We start from the raw sequence: 13,658 nt of genomic DNA, 5'->3' as shown, positions 1-13,658 counted from the left end.
TGAGGGCGCTCTCACCAGACGCGGACCGAGCCGCCGCGGGCGAAGGCCGGGCTGGTGGCCTCGGGCGGGATCTCGGTCAGCGGCCGGGCGACCTCCGAGACCAGCGGGCCGCACTTGGCGGCCAGCGCGTCCAGCAGGGGCAGGTCGAAGCCGTAGACGCGGGCCGCGTTGCCGCCGACCATGGCGGCGACCTCCGCCCTGGGCAGGCCGGCGTAGGCGATGCGCAGGCCCTCGCGGGAGAAGGGCGTGGTGCCCTCGTCGTGGGGGTAGTCGCTGCCCCACATGATCTTGTCGAGGCCGATCCGTTCCCGCAGCGGGACCTCGTGGGGGCGCATGAAGCTCGCCCCCACGAAGCAGTTGTCGCGCCAGACCTCGCCGGGGCCCTTGCCCATCGACTCCGCGAGGCCCGCGCCGAACTTGGCCTCCGCCGTGGCCGAGGCGGCGACCAGGCGGGCGTGGTAGTAGTCCAGCATGTCCAGCACGCCCGGGATCCAGCCGGAGCCCTGCTCCGTCAGGACCAGCCGCAGGCCCGGGTGGCGGCGGAAGGCCCCGCCGAAGATGAGGTGCCACAGGGCGCGGTGCGAGAACCAGGTGGTCTCCACCATGAACACCGCCCGGGCGGCGGGCTCGTCGCCCAGGGGCGGGGACGCCGAGCCGCCGTGGTGGTTGACCGGGACGTCCAGTTCTTCGCACACCGCCCAGATCGGGTCGTAGACCGGGGAGTAGAGCTCCGGGATGCCGGAGCCGGGCGGGGCTCCGGGGAGCAGGACCCCGCCGGTCAGGCCGGCCGCCTTCGTGCGGCGGATCTCCTTGACCGCCTCCTCCACGTCGTTCAGCAGGATCTGGACCACGCCCGCGCGGCGGCCCGGGGCGTCCGCGCAGAAGTCCGCCAGCCAGCGGTTGTGGGCCCGCAGCCCCGCCCAGCGCAGGGCGAACTCGGCCGCCGTCGGCGCGGGCGCCATCAGGGCGGCGCTCGGGAAGAACGGCGGGATGGTGTTCGGGAAGAGCACCTCCGCGACGATGCCGTCCGCTTCGAGCTCGGCCAGCCGGCGGGCGGAGTTCCAGTTGCGGTCCGCGCTGTCCGCCAGGAGGTCCTCGTACGGGTTCACGTACTCGGCGGCCCAGGCGTCGAACTCGTCGTGGTAGCGCTTCTCCAGGTACGGCTTGTAGTCGAGCAGGTCCGCGCCCGCATGGCAGTCCGCCGAGATGACCGTGTAGCGGTCCGGTGTCATGACGAGACCCCCAGCACCGGGAAGTCCTCGCCGGTCAGCCAGTGCCGGCCGGTCTCCCGGGAGCGGGCCCAGGACGCCTCCACCGAGGCCTGGTCGGCGCTCTGGCCGAGCTCGGCCGGGGTCGGGCCGATCCGCGCGGCGAGCGGGGCCAGCTTCGCGGTGTCGAAGCCGAACACCTCGGCCGCCGCCAGGCCCAGCATCCGGCGGGTCTCGCCGACCGGGATGTCGTGGAAGGTGTTGCGCAGCCAGTTGCGGGTGTCGGGCCAGGTGCCCTCGGGGTGCGGGAAGTCCGAGCCCCACAGGATGTTGTCCACGCCGATCTCGTAGCGCTGGGCCAGCTCGCGCCGTTTGGTGTTCGTCGCGCAGACGAAGACCTGGCGGTCCAGGTACTCGCTCGGCGGACGGCTCAGTTCCGCGAACGGGGAGAGCTTCTTGCCGCCGTGCGCGCCGAGGTAGAGCCGGTCCATGAACCACAGCTGGTTCGGCAGCCACCAGCAGCCCGATTCGGCCACCCCGAACCTGAGCCCCGGGTGCCGCTCGAACACCCCGGACCACAGCAGGAACCACAGGGGCCGGGCCGGCCACCAGGTGACCTCGGAGACGTAGATGCCGAGGTGGTCCCCGTACTCGTGGCGGGGCGCGGCGCCCGAGTGGGTGACCACCGGCATCGCGGTCTCGGCCGCCGCCGCCCAGACCGGGTCGTAGCGGCGGTCGTGGTAGGGCGCCTGGTCCACCCACATGGAGGGGATCATCAGCGCGCCGAGCCCGGACTCCTTCGCCCGGTGGATCTCCGCGACGACCTTCGCCGGTTCGCCGGTGATGGGCAGCAGGGCGACCCCGCAGTGCCGTTCGGGGTGTTCGGAGACGAACTCCGCCAGCCAGCGGTTGTGGGCCTGCGCGCCGGCCATGCCCAGCTCGGGGTCCTGGTCGCCGGAGAGGCCGAGACCGACCCCGAAGGGGGCCGCGGTCTGGCTGTCGACGGCGTCCGCGTCGGGGAAGACGACTTCGCCGGCCACCCCGTCACCGTCGAGTTCCTTCAGCCGCTGCCCGACGTCCCAGCCTCCCTTGAGCCCCTCCTCGTGGTCGTGGAACCACTTCTCGGCGAAGGCCTCGTTGCGGACCCCGAGGCGGGTGGCCTCCTCCCGGCGGGCGTCGCGCTGTCCGAGGAACTCGTCGAACTGGGGGTGGAAGCGGGAGTCGAGGTACGGGCGGTAGCGCTCGGTCGGCAGTCCCGCGTGGCAGTCGGAGGAGATGATCAGGTACGGGTCTTCGTACGCGTTCACGGCAGGGCTCCTCTGCTCCTCAGTCGAGGATGAAGGCTTCGAGGTAGGCGGGGTTGGCGCGGTCGAGCATCGACTGCGAACGGGCGCGGATCTGCCGGTCGCTGTGCTCGCTCGGCGGGAGCATCCAGAACCGGCCGGCCCGGATGCCGTCGACCACGTGCTCGGCGACCTCCTCGACCGGGGTGAACTCCACCTCGTGGCCGGCCTGCTTCATCGCGGCCTCGTACTGGTCGAGACTGCGGTACGGGGTCTTGCGCGGCCGCTGCTTCGCGTAGCGGTCGGGCCGGTTGCGGTGCGACTCCCACAGGCCGGTGCGCAGCATGTGCGGTCCGGGGAAGAGGACGGAGGCGCCGACGTCGGCGCCCGCCGCCTTGAGGTGGGCGTACAGCGACTCGGTCATGGTCACCACGGCGGCCTTGGTGACGGCGTACACGGAGGCGGTGGGCAGCGGGGCGATGCCGCCGTCACCGGAGCTGGTGTTGACGACGTGGCCGGGGGCGCCGCCCGCGATCATGCGGGGGACGAAGGCCTGGATGCCGTGGAAGACGCCCCAGACGTTGACGGAGAACGCCCATTTCCAGTCGTTGGGCTCGTGCTCCCACATCCGGCCCTCGGCGCCGGAGCCGACGCCCGCGTTGTTGCAGAGGACGTGGACGGCGCCGAAGGCCTCGTAGGCGGCGTCCGCGAGGGCGATGACCGAGTCGCGTTCGCTGACGTCGACCTGCCGGGCGAGCACCTCGGCGCCGGCGGTGGAGAGCCCGGCGGCCGCCTCGCGCAGGGCGTCCTGCTCCACGTCGGCGAGGACGACCCGCAAGCCCTCGGCGGCGAAGCGGCGGGCCATGGCGAGCCCGATGCCACTGGCCGCGCCGGTGACGACGGCGACCTGTCCCGGTTCGAGGCGCATCTCACACGCTCCCCTCGGGCGGCCCGTCGAGTACCTGGAGCGGGTCGTCGTAGCGCTGGTGGACGTACGGGAGCAGGGCCTGGGCGCTGACCCGCTCGGCGACCCGGCCCCGCTGGTCGGTGGTCTTCTCGCCGATGGTCAGCTCCACGATGCGGCGTACGGGGAGGTCCGTCACCGGGTCGTACATGGACTCGCGGAGCACGACGTCGCCGGTGAGGTGCTCCAGCCTGCGGACCTTCTCGTGCCGCGTGCAGTGCACGAGCACCGGGTCGGCCTCGAAGCCCGAACCGTCCACGGCGGGCAGGAACTTGAAGTAGAAGTCGGTCTTGGTGGCGGGCTCGGGCAGCGGCAGGACGCCGTCGACGGCTCCGCGCACCTCCACGAAGGCGATGCCGTGGCGGGCGAGGGCGGCCCGTACGACCAGCCCGTCGCGCTCGACGGTGACCTCGCCCAGCTTCTTCGGTTCGCCGAACACCTCCCGGCCGCCGATCAACGCGCGTTCGTGGGTCATCGGCATGACCAGCGGGTACCAGCCCTCGACCGCGCCGTGGCGGGCGGCGACGGCGACCGAGCCGGCGCCGAGCGGGTACCCGGGCAGGTCGACCTTGCTGATGTTGGCCCGCACGAGGGGCCGTTCGGCCGGCTTGAGCGGGGGCGGCAGGACCGCGGCGACCACGTCCGGGTCGCTCTCCCAGACCGCCACCACGCCCGTCGACCAGATGTCGGGGAGCTGGGAACTCTTCTCGCGCGACGCCGCGATCTCGGCCTCCGTGCGCGCTCCGTACCGTACGCGTGCCATGGGTGTACCACCCTTCACTGGGTCGTCCTCGTCCCGGACTGCGCTCTGTAACACAGTTACACCGCGGAGGATGAAGGGTAAAGGCCCCCGACCGGACGAACTGACGGACCGACAGATTGGCGGCGATCCATGGCCCGAAGCCCGCTGACCCGCGAGGAGGTGCTGGACGCGGCCGCGTCCCTGGTCAGACAGCACGGCCCGGCGGCCCTCACCATGCGGGGGCTCGCCGCGGCCCTCGGTACCGCCGTGACCTCCATCTACTGGCACGTCGGCAACCGCGAGTCGCTGCTCGACGCCCTCGTGGAGCGGACCGTGCGGGAGATGGGCGCGATCGGGCCCTCGGGCCGCACCCCGGCCGAACGGATCGTCTCCGTGGCCCGGCTGCTGCGCCGCGAACTGCGCGAGCGCCCGCACCTGATCGCGATGGTCCACGAACGGGGGCTGACCGAGCGGATGTTCCTGCCCGTCCAGCAAGCCCTCGTGCACGAGGTGCGCGCGGCCGGGCTGCGCGGGGCCCGGGCCGCCGACGCGGTGCGCGCGATCCAGTTCCAGATCGTCGGCTTCCTGCTGGTGGAACGCAACCGCGAACGCTCACCCGCCCAGTCCCCCGCCGAGGGCGAGCTCTGGGACCCGGCCGCGGCACCCGGTGATCCGGCCCTCGCGCGCGCCCTGGCCCGGCCGCCGGAACCCGAGCGGCTGTTCCTGCTTTCCGTACGGGCATTGACGCGGTCGCTGCTGGCGCCGGACCCGCCGGGGCACCGCTGACGCACCCGGGCGGCGGCCTCCCGTCCGGCCGTCGGGGGCACGGGTGTCAGCAGGGGCCGATATCCTCTGTGACCATGCTCGACGACCGAACGACCGCAGAGACGATGTGGCCGACCGCGTACCCCCAGGGGTACGCGGTCGTCGACGTGGAGACCACCGGGCTCGCGCGCGACGACCGGATAGTCTCCGCCGCCGTCTACCGGCTCGACGCGCAGGGCAACGTGGAGGACCACTGGTACAGCCTGGTCAACCCGCGCCGGGATCCCGGGCCCGTCTGGATCCACGGCCTGACCAGCGACATGCTCCAGGACGCGCCGCTCTTCGAGGACATCGCCGAGGAGTTCGCCGGCCGCCTCGCGGACCGGGTCCTGGTCGCGCACAACGCCATCTTCGACTGGCAGATGATCGCCCGGGAGTACGCCCGGGCCGCCGCGGCGGCGCCGGTCCGTCAGCGGCTGTGCACCATCGCCCTGTCGAAGGAGCTGAACCTTCCGCTGCCCAACCACAAGCTGGAGTCGCTCGCCGCGCACTTCGGCGTCGTCCAGCAGCGCGCCCACCACGCCCTCGACGACGCCCGGGTGCTGGCCGAGGCCTTCCGTCCGTCGCTGCACGCCGCCGCCCGGGACGGCGTACGGCTGCCGCTGCTGGAATGCCGCCCGCTCACGGAGTGGTCGGACTCGCCCGCCGCGCCCCGCGTCGGCTACCAGGGTCCCTTCGGCGCGACGAGCTGGCGGCCCTCCCGGAAGCGGCCGCCGTGCCCGTACCCCAACCCGGGCCGGTTCGAGGACGGCAAGCCGCTCAAGCAGGGCATGCGGATCGCCTTCTCCGGGGACACCTCCGTGGACCGGGAACTCCTGGAGGACCGTGCGGTCGAGGCCGGTCTGCATGTCGCGACGAGCGTGTCGCGGCTCACCAGCCTGCTGGTCACCAACGACCCGGACTCGGCCACCTCGAAGACCGTCAAGGCGAAGTCCTTCGGGACCCCCGTGGTGGACGAGGCCGCCTTCACCCAGCTCCTGCGGGACGTGGCTGCGGCAGACGGGTGACCCTCGCACGACTCGCCACGGGACCTCTTCCCCGGGCCGCCCGCCCGGTCCCACCCTGTGGCGCATGGCCCGTTGCGAAGTATGCGGAAACGATTACGACCTGGCGTTCTACGTGGAGACCCAGGACGGTGCGCGGCACGTGTTCGACTCCTTCTCCTGCGCCATCCACCGGATGGCGCCCATCTGCGAGCACTGCCGCGTGCAGATCATCGGACAGGGCGTCGAGGCGGACGGCCACTGGTACTGCGGAGCGCACTGCGCCCGCGCCGAGGGGAGGGCGGGGATCGTCGACAAGGTGGGCAGCGCGGCCGGCGCCGCGGGATGACGCCACCCGGCCGCCGGGGCCCGCACGGGTGGGGGTACCGTCGTGGGCGTGTACCGCTTTGTGCTGACCCGGCAGTGGGTGTGCCTCACCCTCATCACCCTCGCCCTCATCCCCGCGATGATCAAGCTGGGGTTCTGGCAGTACCACCGCCATGAGCACCGGGTCGCGCAGAACGCGCTGATCGCACGGAACCTGACCGGGAAGCCGGTCCCCGTGAGCGAGCTCACCTCCCCCGGCCACACCGTCCCGAGGAGCGACTTCTGGCGCGCGGTCTCCGCGACCGGTACGTACGACTCCGCGCACGAGGTGGTCGTACGGATGCGCACCTCCAACGACGGCAAGGTCGGCTTCCAGGTCGTCACCCCGCTGGTGCTGGACGACGGCCGGGTGGTGCTGGTCAACCGCGGCTGGGTGGCGGGCGGCGAGGACTCGCGCGCGTACCCGCCGGTGCCGGCCGCGCCCACGGGCGAGGTGACGGTCACCGGCCGGCTCAAGGCCGACGAGACGAGCGGTGACAGCGGCATCAAGGACCGCAAGGGCCTGCCGGAGCGCCAGGTGATGCTGATCAACAGCGCCCAGCAGACGGCGGACGTGGGCAGGCCGGTGCTCGGTGGCTACCTGGAGCTCACCGCGCCGGTCCCGGCGGGAGGCAGCCCCGAGCCGGTCGCCGAGCCCGACCACGACTCGATCGGCCCGCACATGGCGTACGCGGTGCAGTGGTGGCTGTTCGCGGCGGCGGTACCGGTGGGGTGGCTGATCCTGGTGCGCCGGGAGAAGCGGGACCGCGACGAGGAGTCGGCGAAGGCCGCTTCGGAACCGGCGACCGCCGCGGCGTAGCGTGTCCGGCATGGATCTTGGACTGAAGGACCGTGTCTACATCGTCACCGGAGCCACCCGTGGCCTCGGTCACGCCTCCGCGCGCGAACTGGCCGCCGAGGGCGCGAAGCTGGTCATCACCGGACGGGACGAGGAGCGCGCGGCCGCTGCCGCCGCCGCCCTGGGCCCGGACGCGGTGGGCATCGCGGCGGACAACTCCGACCCCGGGGCGGCCGCGCGGCTCGTGACCACCGCCGTGGAACGCTTCGGCCGGCTCGACGGCATCCTCATCAGCGTCGGCGGCCCGCCGCCGGGCGCGGCGGCGGACAACACGGACGAGCAGTGGGCGGCCGCCTTCGAGTCGGTCTTCCTCGGCGCGGTCCGGCTGGCCCGGGCGGCGGCGGCCGAGCTGGGCGAGGGCGGGGTCATCGGCTTCGTGCTGTCGGGCTCGGTCCACGAGCCGATCCCCGGTCTGACCATCTCCAACGGCCTGCGCCCGGGGCTGGCCGGCTTCGCGAAGTCCCTGTCGGTGGACCTGGGCCCGCGCGGGATCCGGGTCGTCGGGCTGCTCCCGGCGCGCATCGACACGGACCGGGTGCGGGAGCTGGACGCCCTGTCCGGTGACGCGGCGGCCGCGCGGGCGGCGAACGAAGCGCGGATCCCGCTGCGGCGCTACGGCACGCCGGAGGAGTTCGGCCGCACGGCGGCGTTCTTCCTCTCCCCGGCGGCCTCGTACCTGACGGGCGTCATGCTGCCCGTCGACGGCGGCTCCCGGCACGGCTTCTGACGCCGTGCCCGACGGCCGCGGCCGACCGTGGGCCCCGGCCGGCCACGGCCGTCGGGGGGCCGGGTCAGGTGACCCGGCTCGCCCGGTGGGAGGTGACCGCGAGGCGCGCCTCGGTGGGCAGGGGGGTCAGGCCCGTCGAGGCGCGGGCGTGCTCCAGGACCGGGCCGGCCAGCGCGGCCAGGGTGTCCGAGGGGACCGCGTGCGGCTCCAGTTCCAGTTTCACCCGGAGGGCCGGCGCATCCCGCCGGCCCCGCAGGGCGACCCGGCACCCGGCGACCCCGTCCAGCGCGCCCACCTCCGCGGCCACCGCCGACTCCAGCGCGCGCCCGCGCAGCAGCGCGTAGGCCCCGTCGCCGGTGTCCACCGCCACCGTCGCCAGTCTCGGCCGGCGCAGCTGGGCCAGCAGCCACCACAGCGCCAGCAGCACGCACAGCGCCAGCCCGCCGAGCACCGCCCACCACCACCAGCCCTCGACGTGCAAGTGGGCCCGCCGGGCCCGCGCCGACAGCAGCGGTGCGTGCCGCCCGGCCAGCGGCCACGACGCGGTCAGCACCGACACCCCGGCCGCCAGCAGCACCAGCCCGATCAGGGCCAGCAGGACCCGGTTCACCACCCCGAGCATCGCGTCACCGTCACCCTTTCCGGCGGACCCGTACCCGCGCCACCGGCGGGTGCGCGAGCCCGAGTTCCTCGATGCCGACCGCGAGTACCGCCTCCAGGTCGGCCCGTACGTCGGCCAGCTCGCGGAAGTGCGAGGTGGCCCGGACCCGGACGCGGGAGCGGCCCGTCTTCACCCGGACCGACCGCACCCCGGACACCTCCATCGCCCGGTCGCGCAGCACCAGAGCGGCCGCCTTGCGACCGAGCCCGGCCCGTACCTCCGAGCCCCGCATGACCAGGATCCCGCGCAGCCCCGGCGCGAGGGCCAGCAGCAGGAGCACCGCCCCGGCCACCGCCAGGACCGCCCCGGCGATCATCACCTCCGTGTCGGCGGGGGTCCGTCGCTCCAGCTGCTGCACCAGTTCCCGCCGCCAGCCCATGCCGGCCCGGTGCGCCCGTACCGCCGCGAGGTCGTAGAGGAACAGCCCCGCGACCGCGAGCACCGCCAGTGCGGTGAGCCCCGCCGGGATCCGCCGCGCCGACCTGAACCGCCGCGCGCGCCGGGCCGTCACCGCAGCCGCCGGCCGCTGCGCCCGTGGGCGGCCGGCCCGGCCGGGTAGGGGCGCAGCTGCTCGATGTCGAGGTCCACCTCCGGTACGGTCATCCCGGCGCACCGCTCGATCCGCTCGGTCACTTCACGGCGCACGGCGGCGCACTGGGCGGTGAGGTCGGAGGGGTAGCCGAGCTCCAGGCTCACCCGGACCCGGGCGATGTCGTGGTGCACGGTGACGCTCGCGTGCGGGGACTCCGGAGCGGGACCGGTCCCGGCGAGCGCCTCGCGGGCCGCCTGGGCCGCGATCTTGGCCACGACCCGGTCGGCGATCCGGGTCGCTCCCCGTTCCGCGGGCGGTACCCCCGGCGGGGTGGCCCGCGGCGTGTTGGTGCTGCTCGTACTCATCGGCGCCTCACCTGCGCCGGCCGTCGCGCGGACGGAACAGGTCGGCGACGTCGAGGTCGCCGTCGAGGAACCGGCCGACCACGAAGCCGATGGCGCCCAGGGCCGCCACCAGCAGGAAGGCCCCGAAGCCGCCGAAGTATCCGGCGAACGCCAGTGCCATGCCGGCCACCAGGCCGACGACCGCCATGCTCATGCGGGGCTCCTTCGGCTACTGGAGACGGGATTCCGGCTCTTCGTCTTCTTCGTCGGGCAGTTTGACGTCGGTGACGGCGATGTTGACCTCCACGACTTCCAGGCCGGTCATCCGCTCGACCGCCGAGATGACGTTCTCCCGGACCGCCCGGGCCACCTCGCGGATCGCCACGCCGTAGTCGACGACGATCTCCAGGTCGAGCGCGGTCTGGAGCTCGCCGACCTCGGCCTTCACGCCGCGCGAGGCGGAGGATTTGGCGCCGCCGGGTACCCGTTCGCGGACGGCGCCGAACGTACGGGAGAGGCCGGAGCCGCTGCCCATCGCGTGGACGCCCACCACCTCCCGGGCGGCCAGTCCGGCGATCTTCTCGACCACCCCGTCGGCGATGGAGGTGCGGCCGCGGTCGGCGGCGTCCTTGGCAGAGCTCCCTGGCACGAATTCGGTCATCGTGTGTCCCTTCGAGCGTGCGGACTCACGACCACCGTAAGCGCGAAACCCCTCCGCCGCTCTGAGGACGCGGGTGCGCCGGGCGGATCGGAGGGGTTGCCGGGCCGGATCGCGGGGGCCGGCGGGCCGGCTGGCCGGCCGGTTTCAGTCGGAAAGGCCGGCCAGGTCGCGCAGCCGGCGCGCCTGCGCCGCCCGCTCGGCGCTGCGCTGGTCGTCGTACGAGCGCGCGGTCGCCCCGCGCAGCAGCGCCTTCGTCTCGATGACCGCGTCACGCGGCGGGGCCAGCAGGGCCGTCGCCAGGTCCTGGACGGCCGCGTCGAGCTCGTCCACGGGGACGACGAGGTTCGCCAGACCCACCCGTTCGGCCTCTTCGGCATGCACGAAGCGGCCCGTCGCGCAGATTTCGAGCGCGCGGGCGTAGCCCACCAGCGAGGTCAGCGGCTGGGTGCCGGTCAGGTCGGGCACCAGGCCGAGGCTGGTCTCGCGCATGGCGAACTGCACGTCGTCCGCGACCACCCGCAGGTCGCACGCGAGCGCGAGCTGGAAGCCGGCGCCGATCGCGTGCCCCTGCACGGCGGCGACGGAGATGATGTCGTTGCGCCGCCACCAGGTGAACGCCTCCTGGTACTCGGCGATGGTGCTGTCGAGCAGTTCGTCCGAACCGCGCGCCAGATCGAGGAAGGACGGCTCACCCTCGAAACCCTCGGGCGTGAAAGCCTGGCGGTCGAGTCCGGCGGAGAAGGACTTGCCTTCGCCGCGCAGCACGACGACCCGGACGCTACCCGGCAACGACCGTCCGGCCTCCGCCAAAGCCCGCCAGAGCGCGGGGGACTGAGCGTTTCGCTTGGCCGGATTGGTCAGTGTCACCGTGGCGACCGTGTCGTCCACGGTGAGCCGTACGCCGTCCTTGTCGAGCAGAGCCATCTCGGTGCCTCCGGTGTGCAGTCGGCCGGCAATCCCGGCCTAAGTGACTGCACAGTAACCACCCGGTCGGCCGCAGGGCCGACCGGGGGCCACCGAAGAACCGTCCTTGACGGCCAGGGTCAGGCCGAGGCCGCCTTCTTGCCGCGCGTCGCGCCTCCGCGACCACGCAACACGACTCCGGACTCGCTGAGCATCCGGTGGACGAATCCGTAGGACCGGCCGGTCTCCTCGGCCAGCGCCCGGATACTCGCACCGGAGTCGTACTTCTTCTTCAGGTCTGCCGCGAGCTTGTCGCGCGCGGCGCCGGTTACCCGGCTGCCCTTCTTCAGAGTCTCGGCCACCCGTGCCTCCTCATGGGAAGTGCGCTCTGGACTTCTCATGATCACCCCTCCCCGCGATCCTGGCCACCCATTCAGCAAGGTCGGTACGACGGCATTTCCCGAGGAGTGGACACCTGAGCAGAACGGAACTTCCCCTTCCGCCGCATGACCTCCGTCACACTCCCCCGCTCGCGCAAGGAATCACCAGGTCAGGGGCCGGGCGCCGGAAAGTGGACGGGCCCCGGTCGCGTACCCCGGCGGGTACGGCCGGGGCCGTCGTCACGGTGCGACGGTATGAGACCGCCTCACTCAGATGATGGATCACGCGTGGGCCGAATGATCCATAAGGAACTGGATCAACCTCCCGGCGGGCCGGCGCGGGCCCGCGCGGGGACTCAGGCGAGCGCCACGAGGTCCCGGTAGTCCGGGCCCCACAGGTCCTCCACGCCGTCCGGCAGCAGGATGATCCGCTCCGGTTCCAGGGCCTCCACCGCGCCCTCGTCGTGCGTGACGAGGATGACCGCGCCCTTGTACGTGCGCAGCGCGCCCAGGATCTCCTCGCGGCTGGCCGGGTCGAGGTTGTTGGTGGGCTCGTCGAGCAGCAGGACGTTCGCCGAGGAGACGACCAGGGTGGCCAGGGCCAGCCGGGTCTTCTCACCGCCGGAGAGCACGCCGGCCGGCTTGTCGACGTCGTCGCCCGAAAACAGGAACGAACCGAGCGTCTTGCGGACGGCGACCAGGTCCAGGTCGGGCGCGGAGGAGCGCATGTTCTCCAGGACCGTGCGCTCCGGGTCGAGCGTCTCGTGCTCCTGGGCGTAGTACCCGAGCTTGAGGCCGTGGCCGGGGGTCACGGTGCCGGTGTCCGGCTTCTCGGTGCCCGACAGCAGGCGCAGCAGCGTGGTCTTGCCGGCGCCGTTGAGGCCGAGGATCACCACGCGCGAGCCCTTGTCGATGGCCAGGTCGACGTCGGTGAAGATCTCCAGCGAGCCGTAGGACTTCGACAGGCCCTCCGCGGTCAGCGGGGTCTTGCCGCAGGGCGCCGGGTCCGGGAAGCGCAGCTTGGCGACCTTGTCGGAGACGCGGACGGCCTCCAGGCCGGACAGCAGCCGCTCGGCGCGCTTGGCCATGTTCTGCGCGGCGACGGTCTTGGTCGCCTTGGCGCGCATCTTGTCGGCCTGCGAGTTGAGGGCCGCGGCCTTCTTCTCGGCGTTCTGTCGCTCGCGCTTGCGGCGCTTCTCGTCCGCCTCGCGCTGCTGCTGGTAGAGCTTCCACCCCATGTTGTAGACGTCGATCTGGGCGCGGTTGGCGTCCAGGTAGAACACCTTGTTGACGACGGTCTCGACCAGGTCGACATCGTGGGAGATCACGATGAACCCGCCGCGGTAGTTCTTGAGGTAGTCGCGCAGCCAGACGATCGAGTCGGCGTCCAGGTGGTTGGTGGGCTCGTCGAGCAGCAGGGTGTCGGCGTCGGAGAAGAGGATCCGGGCGAGCTCGACCCGGCGGCGCTGACCGCCGGAGAGGGTGTGCAGCGGCTGGCCGAGCACCCGGTCGGGCAGGCCGAGGGCGGCGGAAATGGTGGCCGCCTCCGCCTCGGCGGCGTACCCGCCCTTGGTCAGGAACTCGGTCTCCTGGCGCTCGTACTGCTTCATCGCCTTGTCGCGGGTGCCGCCGCTGCCGGTGGCGATGCGCTCCTCGTTCATGCGCATCTTCTTGATCAGTACGTCGAGCCCGCGCGCGGAGAGGATCCGGTCGCGGGCGAGTACGTCGAGGTCGCCGGTGCGCGGGTCCTGCGGCAGGTAGCCGACCTCGCCCGAGCGGGTGATCGAGCCGGCGGCGGGCTGGCCCTCGCCCGCGAGGCACTTGGTGAGCGTGGTCTTGCCCGCTCCGTTGCGGCCGACCAGGCCGATGCGGTCGCCCTTGGCGACACGGAAGGAAGCGGACTCGATGAGGACGCGGGCGCCGGCGCGCAGCTCGATGCCGGTGGCGGTGATCACGGAAATACTCCAGGGCGGTGGGGACGGCGGAAGGGGGGCAGGGACGCGCGAGGCTTCGACGCCGCTAATCCGCGAGGAGATTTGCCATGAGGACATTCTACCGGGGGTGCGCAACCACTTTTCGGGCCGCCCGGCCGCCTGCGCCGCCACCGCCCCGCCCCCCGCCGGGTCCTCGCGGGGTCGTCCGTTCGGCGCACGGATCTCCCGGGCCGGCCGGGGCACGTATCAGGATGGCGACGGCGACGGCCGCCGCTGGTGCGGACAC

At 72.9% G+C, this 13,658-nt stretch carries 17 protein-coding genes; 5 read left to right on the top strand and 12 right to left on the bottom strand.

What is annotated here, in order from left to right; all coding sequences use genetic code 11:
• Positions 1-11: 11 nt before the first annotated feature.
• The 4 genes from ACZ4M3_RS16315 to ACZ4M3_RS16300 are packed head-to-tail and all read right to left on the bottom strand — an operon-like array spanning position 12 to position 4,218.
• The gene (locus ACZ4M3_RS16315; RefSeq protein WP_467733008.1) at positions 12-1,232 is read right to left on the bottom strand and encodes an amidohydrolase family protein; all 1,221 of its coding nucleotides are present in this window, start codon (positions 1,230-1,232) and stop codon (positions 12-14) included.
• Positions 1,229-2,515 carry an amidohydrolase family protein gene (locus ACZ4M3_RS16310; RefSeq protein WP_467733006.1) on the bottom strand — a complete coding sequence of 429 codons (1,287 nt, stop codon included), beginning with the start codon at positions 2,513-2,515 and terminating at the stop codon, positions 1,229-1,231. Before ACZ4M3_RS16310 ends, ACZ4M3_RS16315 begins: the two co-directional genes overlap by 4 nt.
• A gap of 19 nt (positions 2,516-2,534) precedes the next feature.
• The gene (locus tag ACZ4M3_RS16305) at positions 2,535-3,419 is read right to left on the bottom strand and encodes an SDR family NAD(P)-dependent oxidoreductase (RefSeq protein WP_467733004.1); all 885 of its coding nucleotides are present in this window, start codon (positions 3,417-3,419) and stop codon (positions 2,535-2,537) included.
• Between the two features lies 1 nt (position 3,420).
• Positions 3,421-4,218 carry an acetoacetate decarboxylase family protein gene (locus ACZ4M3_RS16300; protein WP_467733002.1) on the bottom strand — a complete coding sequence of 266 codons (798 nt, stop codon included), beginning with the start codon at positions 4,216-4,218 and terminating at the stop codon, positions 3,421-3,423.
• A 129-nt stretch (positions 4,219-4,347) separates the two neighbouring features.
• On the opposite strand from ACZ4M3_RS16300, the gene ACZ4M3_RS16295 reads away from it, so the two are divergent.
• From ACZ4M3_RS16295 to ACZ4M3_RS16275, 5 genes are all read left to right on the top strand, one after another.
• Positions 4,348-4,983, top strand: a complete 636-nt coding sequence (locus ACZ4M3_RS16295; RefSeq protein ID WP_467733000.1) for a TetR/AcrR family transcriptional regulator — start codon at positions 4,348-4,350, stop codon at positions 4,981-4,983.
• A gap of 74 nt (positions 4,984-5,057) precedes the next feature.
• Positions 5,058-6,029, top strand: a complete 972-nt coding sequence (locus ACZ4M3_RS16290; protein WP_467732998.1) for a DEDDh family exonuclease — start codon at positions 5,058-5,060, stop codon at positions 6,027-6,029.
• Positions 6,030-6,093: 64 nt separating this feature from the next.
• On the top strand, positions 6,094-6,354 hold the full coding sequence (locus ACZ4M3_RS16285) for a hypothetical protein (protein WP_453356202.1): 261 nt from the start codon (positions 6,094-6,096) through the stop codon (positions 6,352-6,354).
• A 48-nt stretch (positions 6,355-6,402) separates the two neighbouring features.
• Positions 6,403-7,191, top strand: coding sequence for an SURF1 family cytochrome oxidase biogenesis protein (locus ACZ4M3_RS16280; protein ID WP_467732996.1), 789 nt, complete (start codon positions 6,403-6,405; stop codon positions 7,189-7,191).
• Between the two features lie 10 nt (positions 7,192-7,201).
• Positions 7,202-7,957 (top strand): SDR family oxidoreductase, encoded by a 756-nt coding sequence (locus ACZ4M3_RS16275; RefSeq protein ID WP_467732994.1) that lies wholly within the window; start codon positions 7,202-7,204, stop codon positions 7,955-7,957.
• 64 nt (positions 7,958-8,021) lie between these two features.
• Here ACZ4M3_RS16275 and amaP read toward each other — a convergent pair whose 3' ends face one another.
• The 8 genes from amaP to ACZ4M3_RS16235 form a co-directional block, all read right to left on the bottom strand.
• Positions 8,022-8,579: an alkaline shock response membrane anchor protein AmaP gene (gene amaP / locus ACZ4M3_RS16270; protein WP_467732992.1), complete on the bottom strand. Its 558-nt coding sequence runs from the start codon at positions 8,577-8,579 to the stop codon at positions 8,022-8,024.
• A 10-nt stretch (positions 8,580-8,589) separates the two neighbouring features.
• Complete coding sequence (locus tag ACZ4M3_RS16265; RefSeq protein WP_467732990.1) at positions 8,590-9,129, bottom strand: DUF6286 domain-containing protein; 540 nt, start codon at positions 9,127-9,129, stop codon at positions 8,590-8,592.
• On the bottom strand, positions 9,126-9,515 hold the full coding sequence (locus ACZ4M3_RS16260) for a hypothetical protein (protein ID WP_467732988.1): 390 nt from the start codon (positions 9,513-9,515) through the stop codon (positions 9,126-9,128). Before ACZ4M3_RS16260 ends, ACZ4M3_RS16265 begins: the two co-directional genes overlap by 4 nt.
• Positions 9,516-9,522: 7 nt before the next feature.
• On the bottom strand, positions 9,523-9,708 hold the full coding sequence (locus ACZ4M3_RS16255) for a hypothetical protein (RefSeq protein ID WP_467732986.1): 186 nt from the start codon (positions 9,706-9,708) through the stop codon (positions 9,523-9,525).
• A gap of 15 nt (positions 9,709-9,723) precedes the next feature.
• A complete protein-coding gene (locus ACZ4M3_RS16250) occupies positions 9,724-10,155 on the bottom strand; it encodes an Asp23/Gls24 family envelope stress response protein (protein ID WP_190181940.1) in 432 nt (143 codons plus the stop codon).
• Between the two features lie 144 nt (positions 10,156-10,299).
• A complete protein-coding gene (locus tag ACZ4M3_RS16245) occupies positions 10,300-11,079 on the bottom strand; it encodes an enoyl-CoA hydratase/isomerase family protein (protein ID WP_467732984.1) in 780 nt (259 codons plus the stop codon).
• Between the two features lie 119 nt (positions 11,080-11,198).
• Complete coding sequence (locus tag ACZ4M3_RS16240; RefSeq protein ID WP_005319113.1) at positions 11,199-11,420, bottom strand: helix-turn-helix domain-containing protein; 222 nt, start codon at positions 11,418-11,420, stop codon at positions 11,199-11,201.
• A gap of 374 nt (positions 11,421-11,794) precedes the next feature.
• The gene (locus ACZ4M3_RS16235) at positions 11,795-13,393 is read right to left on the bottom strand and encodes an ABC-F family ATP-binding cassette domain-containing protein (RefSeq protein WP_136216327.1); all 1,599 of its coding nucleotides are present in this window, start codon (positions 13,391-13,393) and stop codon (positions 11,795-11,797) included.
• Positions 13,394-13,658 lie beyond the last annotated feature (265 nt).

The sequence above is a fragment of the Streptomyces sp. NPDC026522 genome (assembly GCF_055567555.1).
Note: the sequence above shows the minus strand (reverse complement) of the source record. Positions and strands in the feature narration are given on the sequence as shown.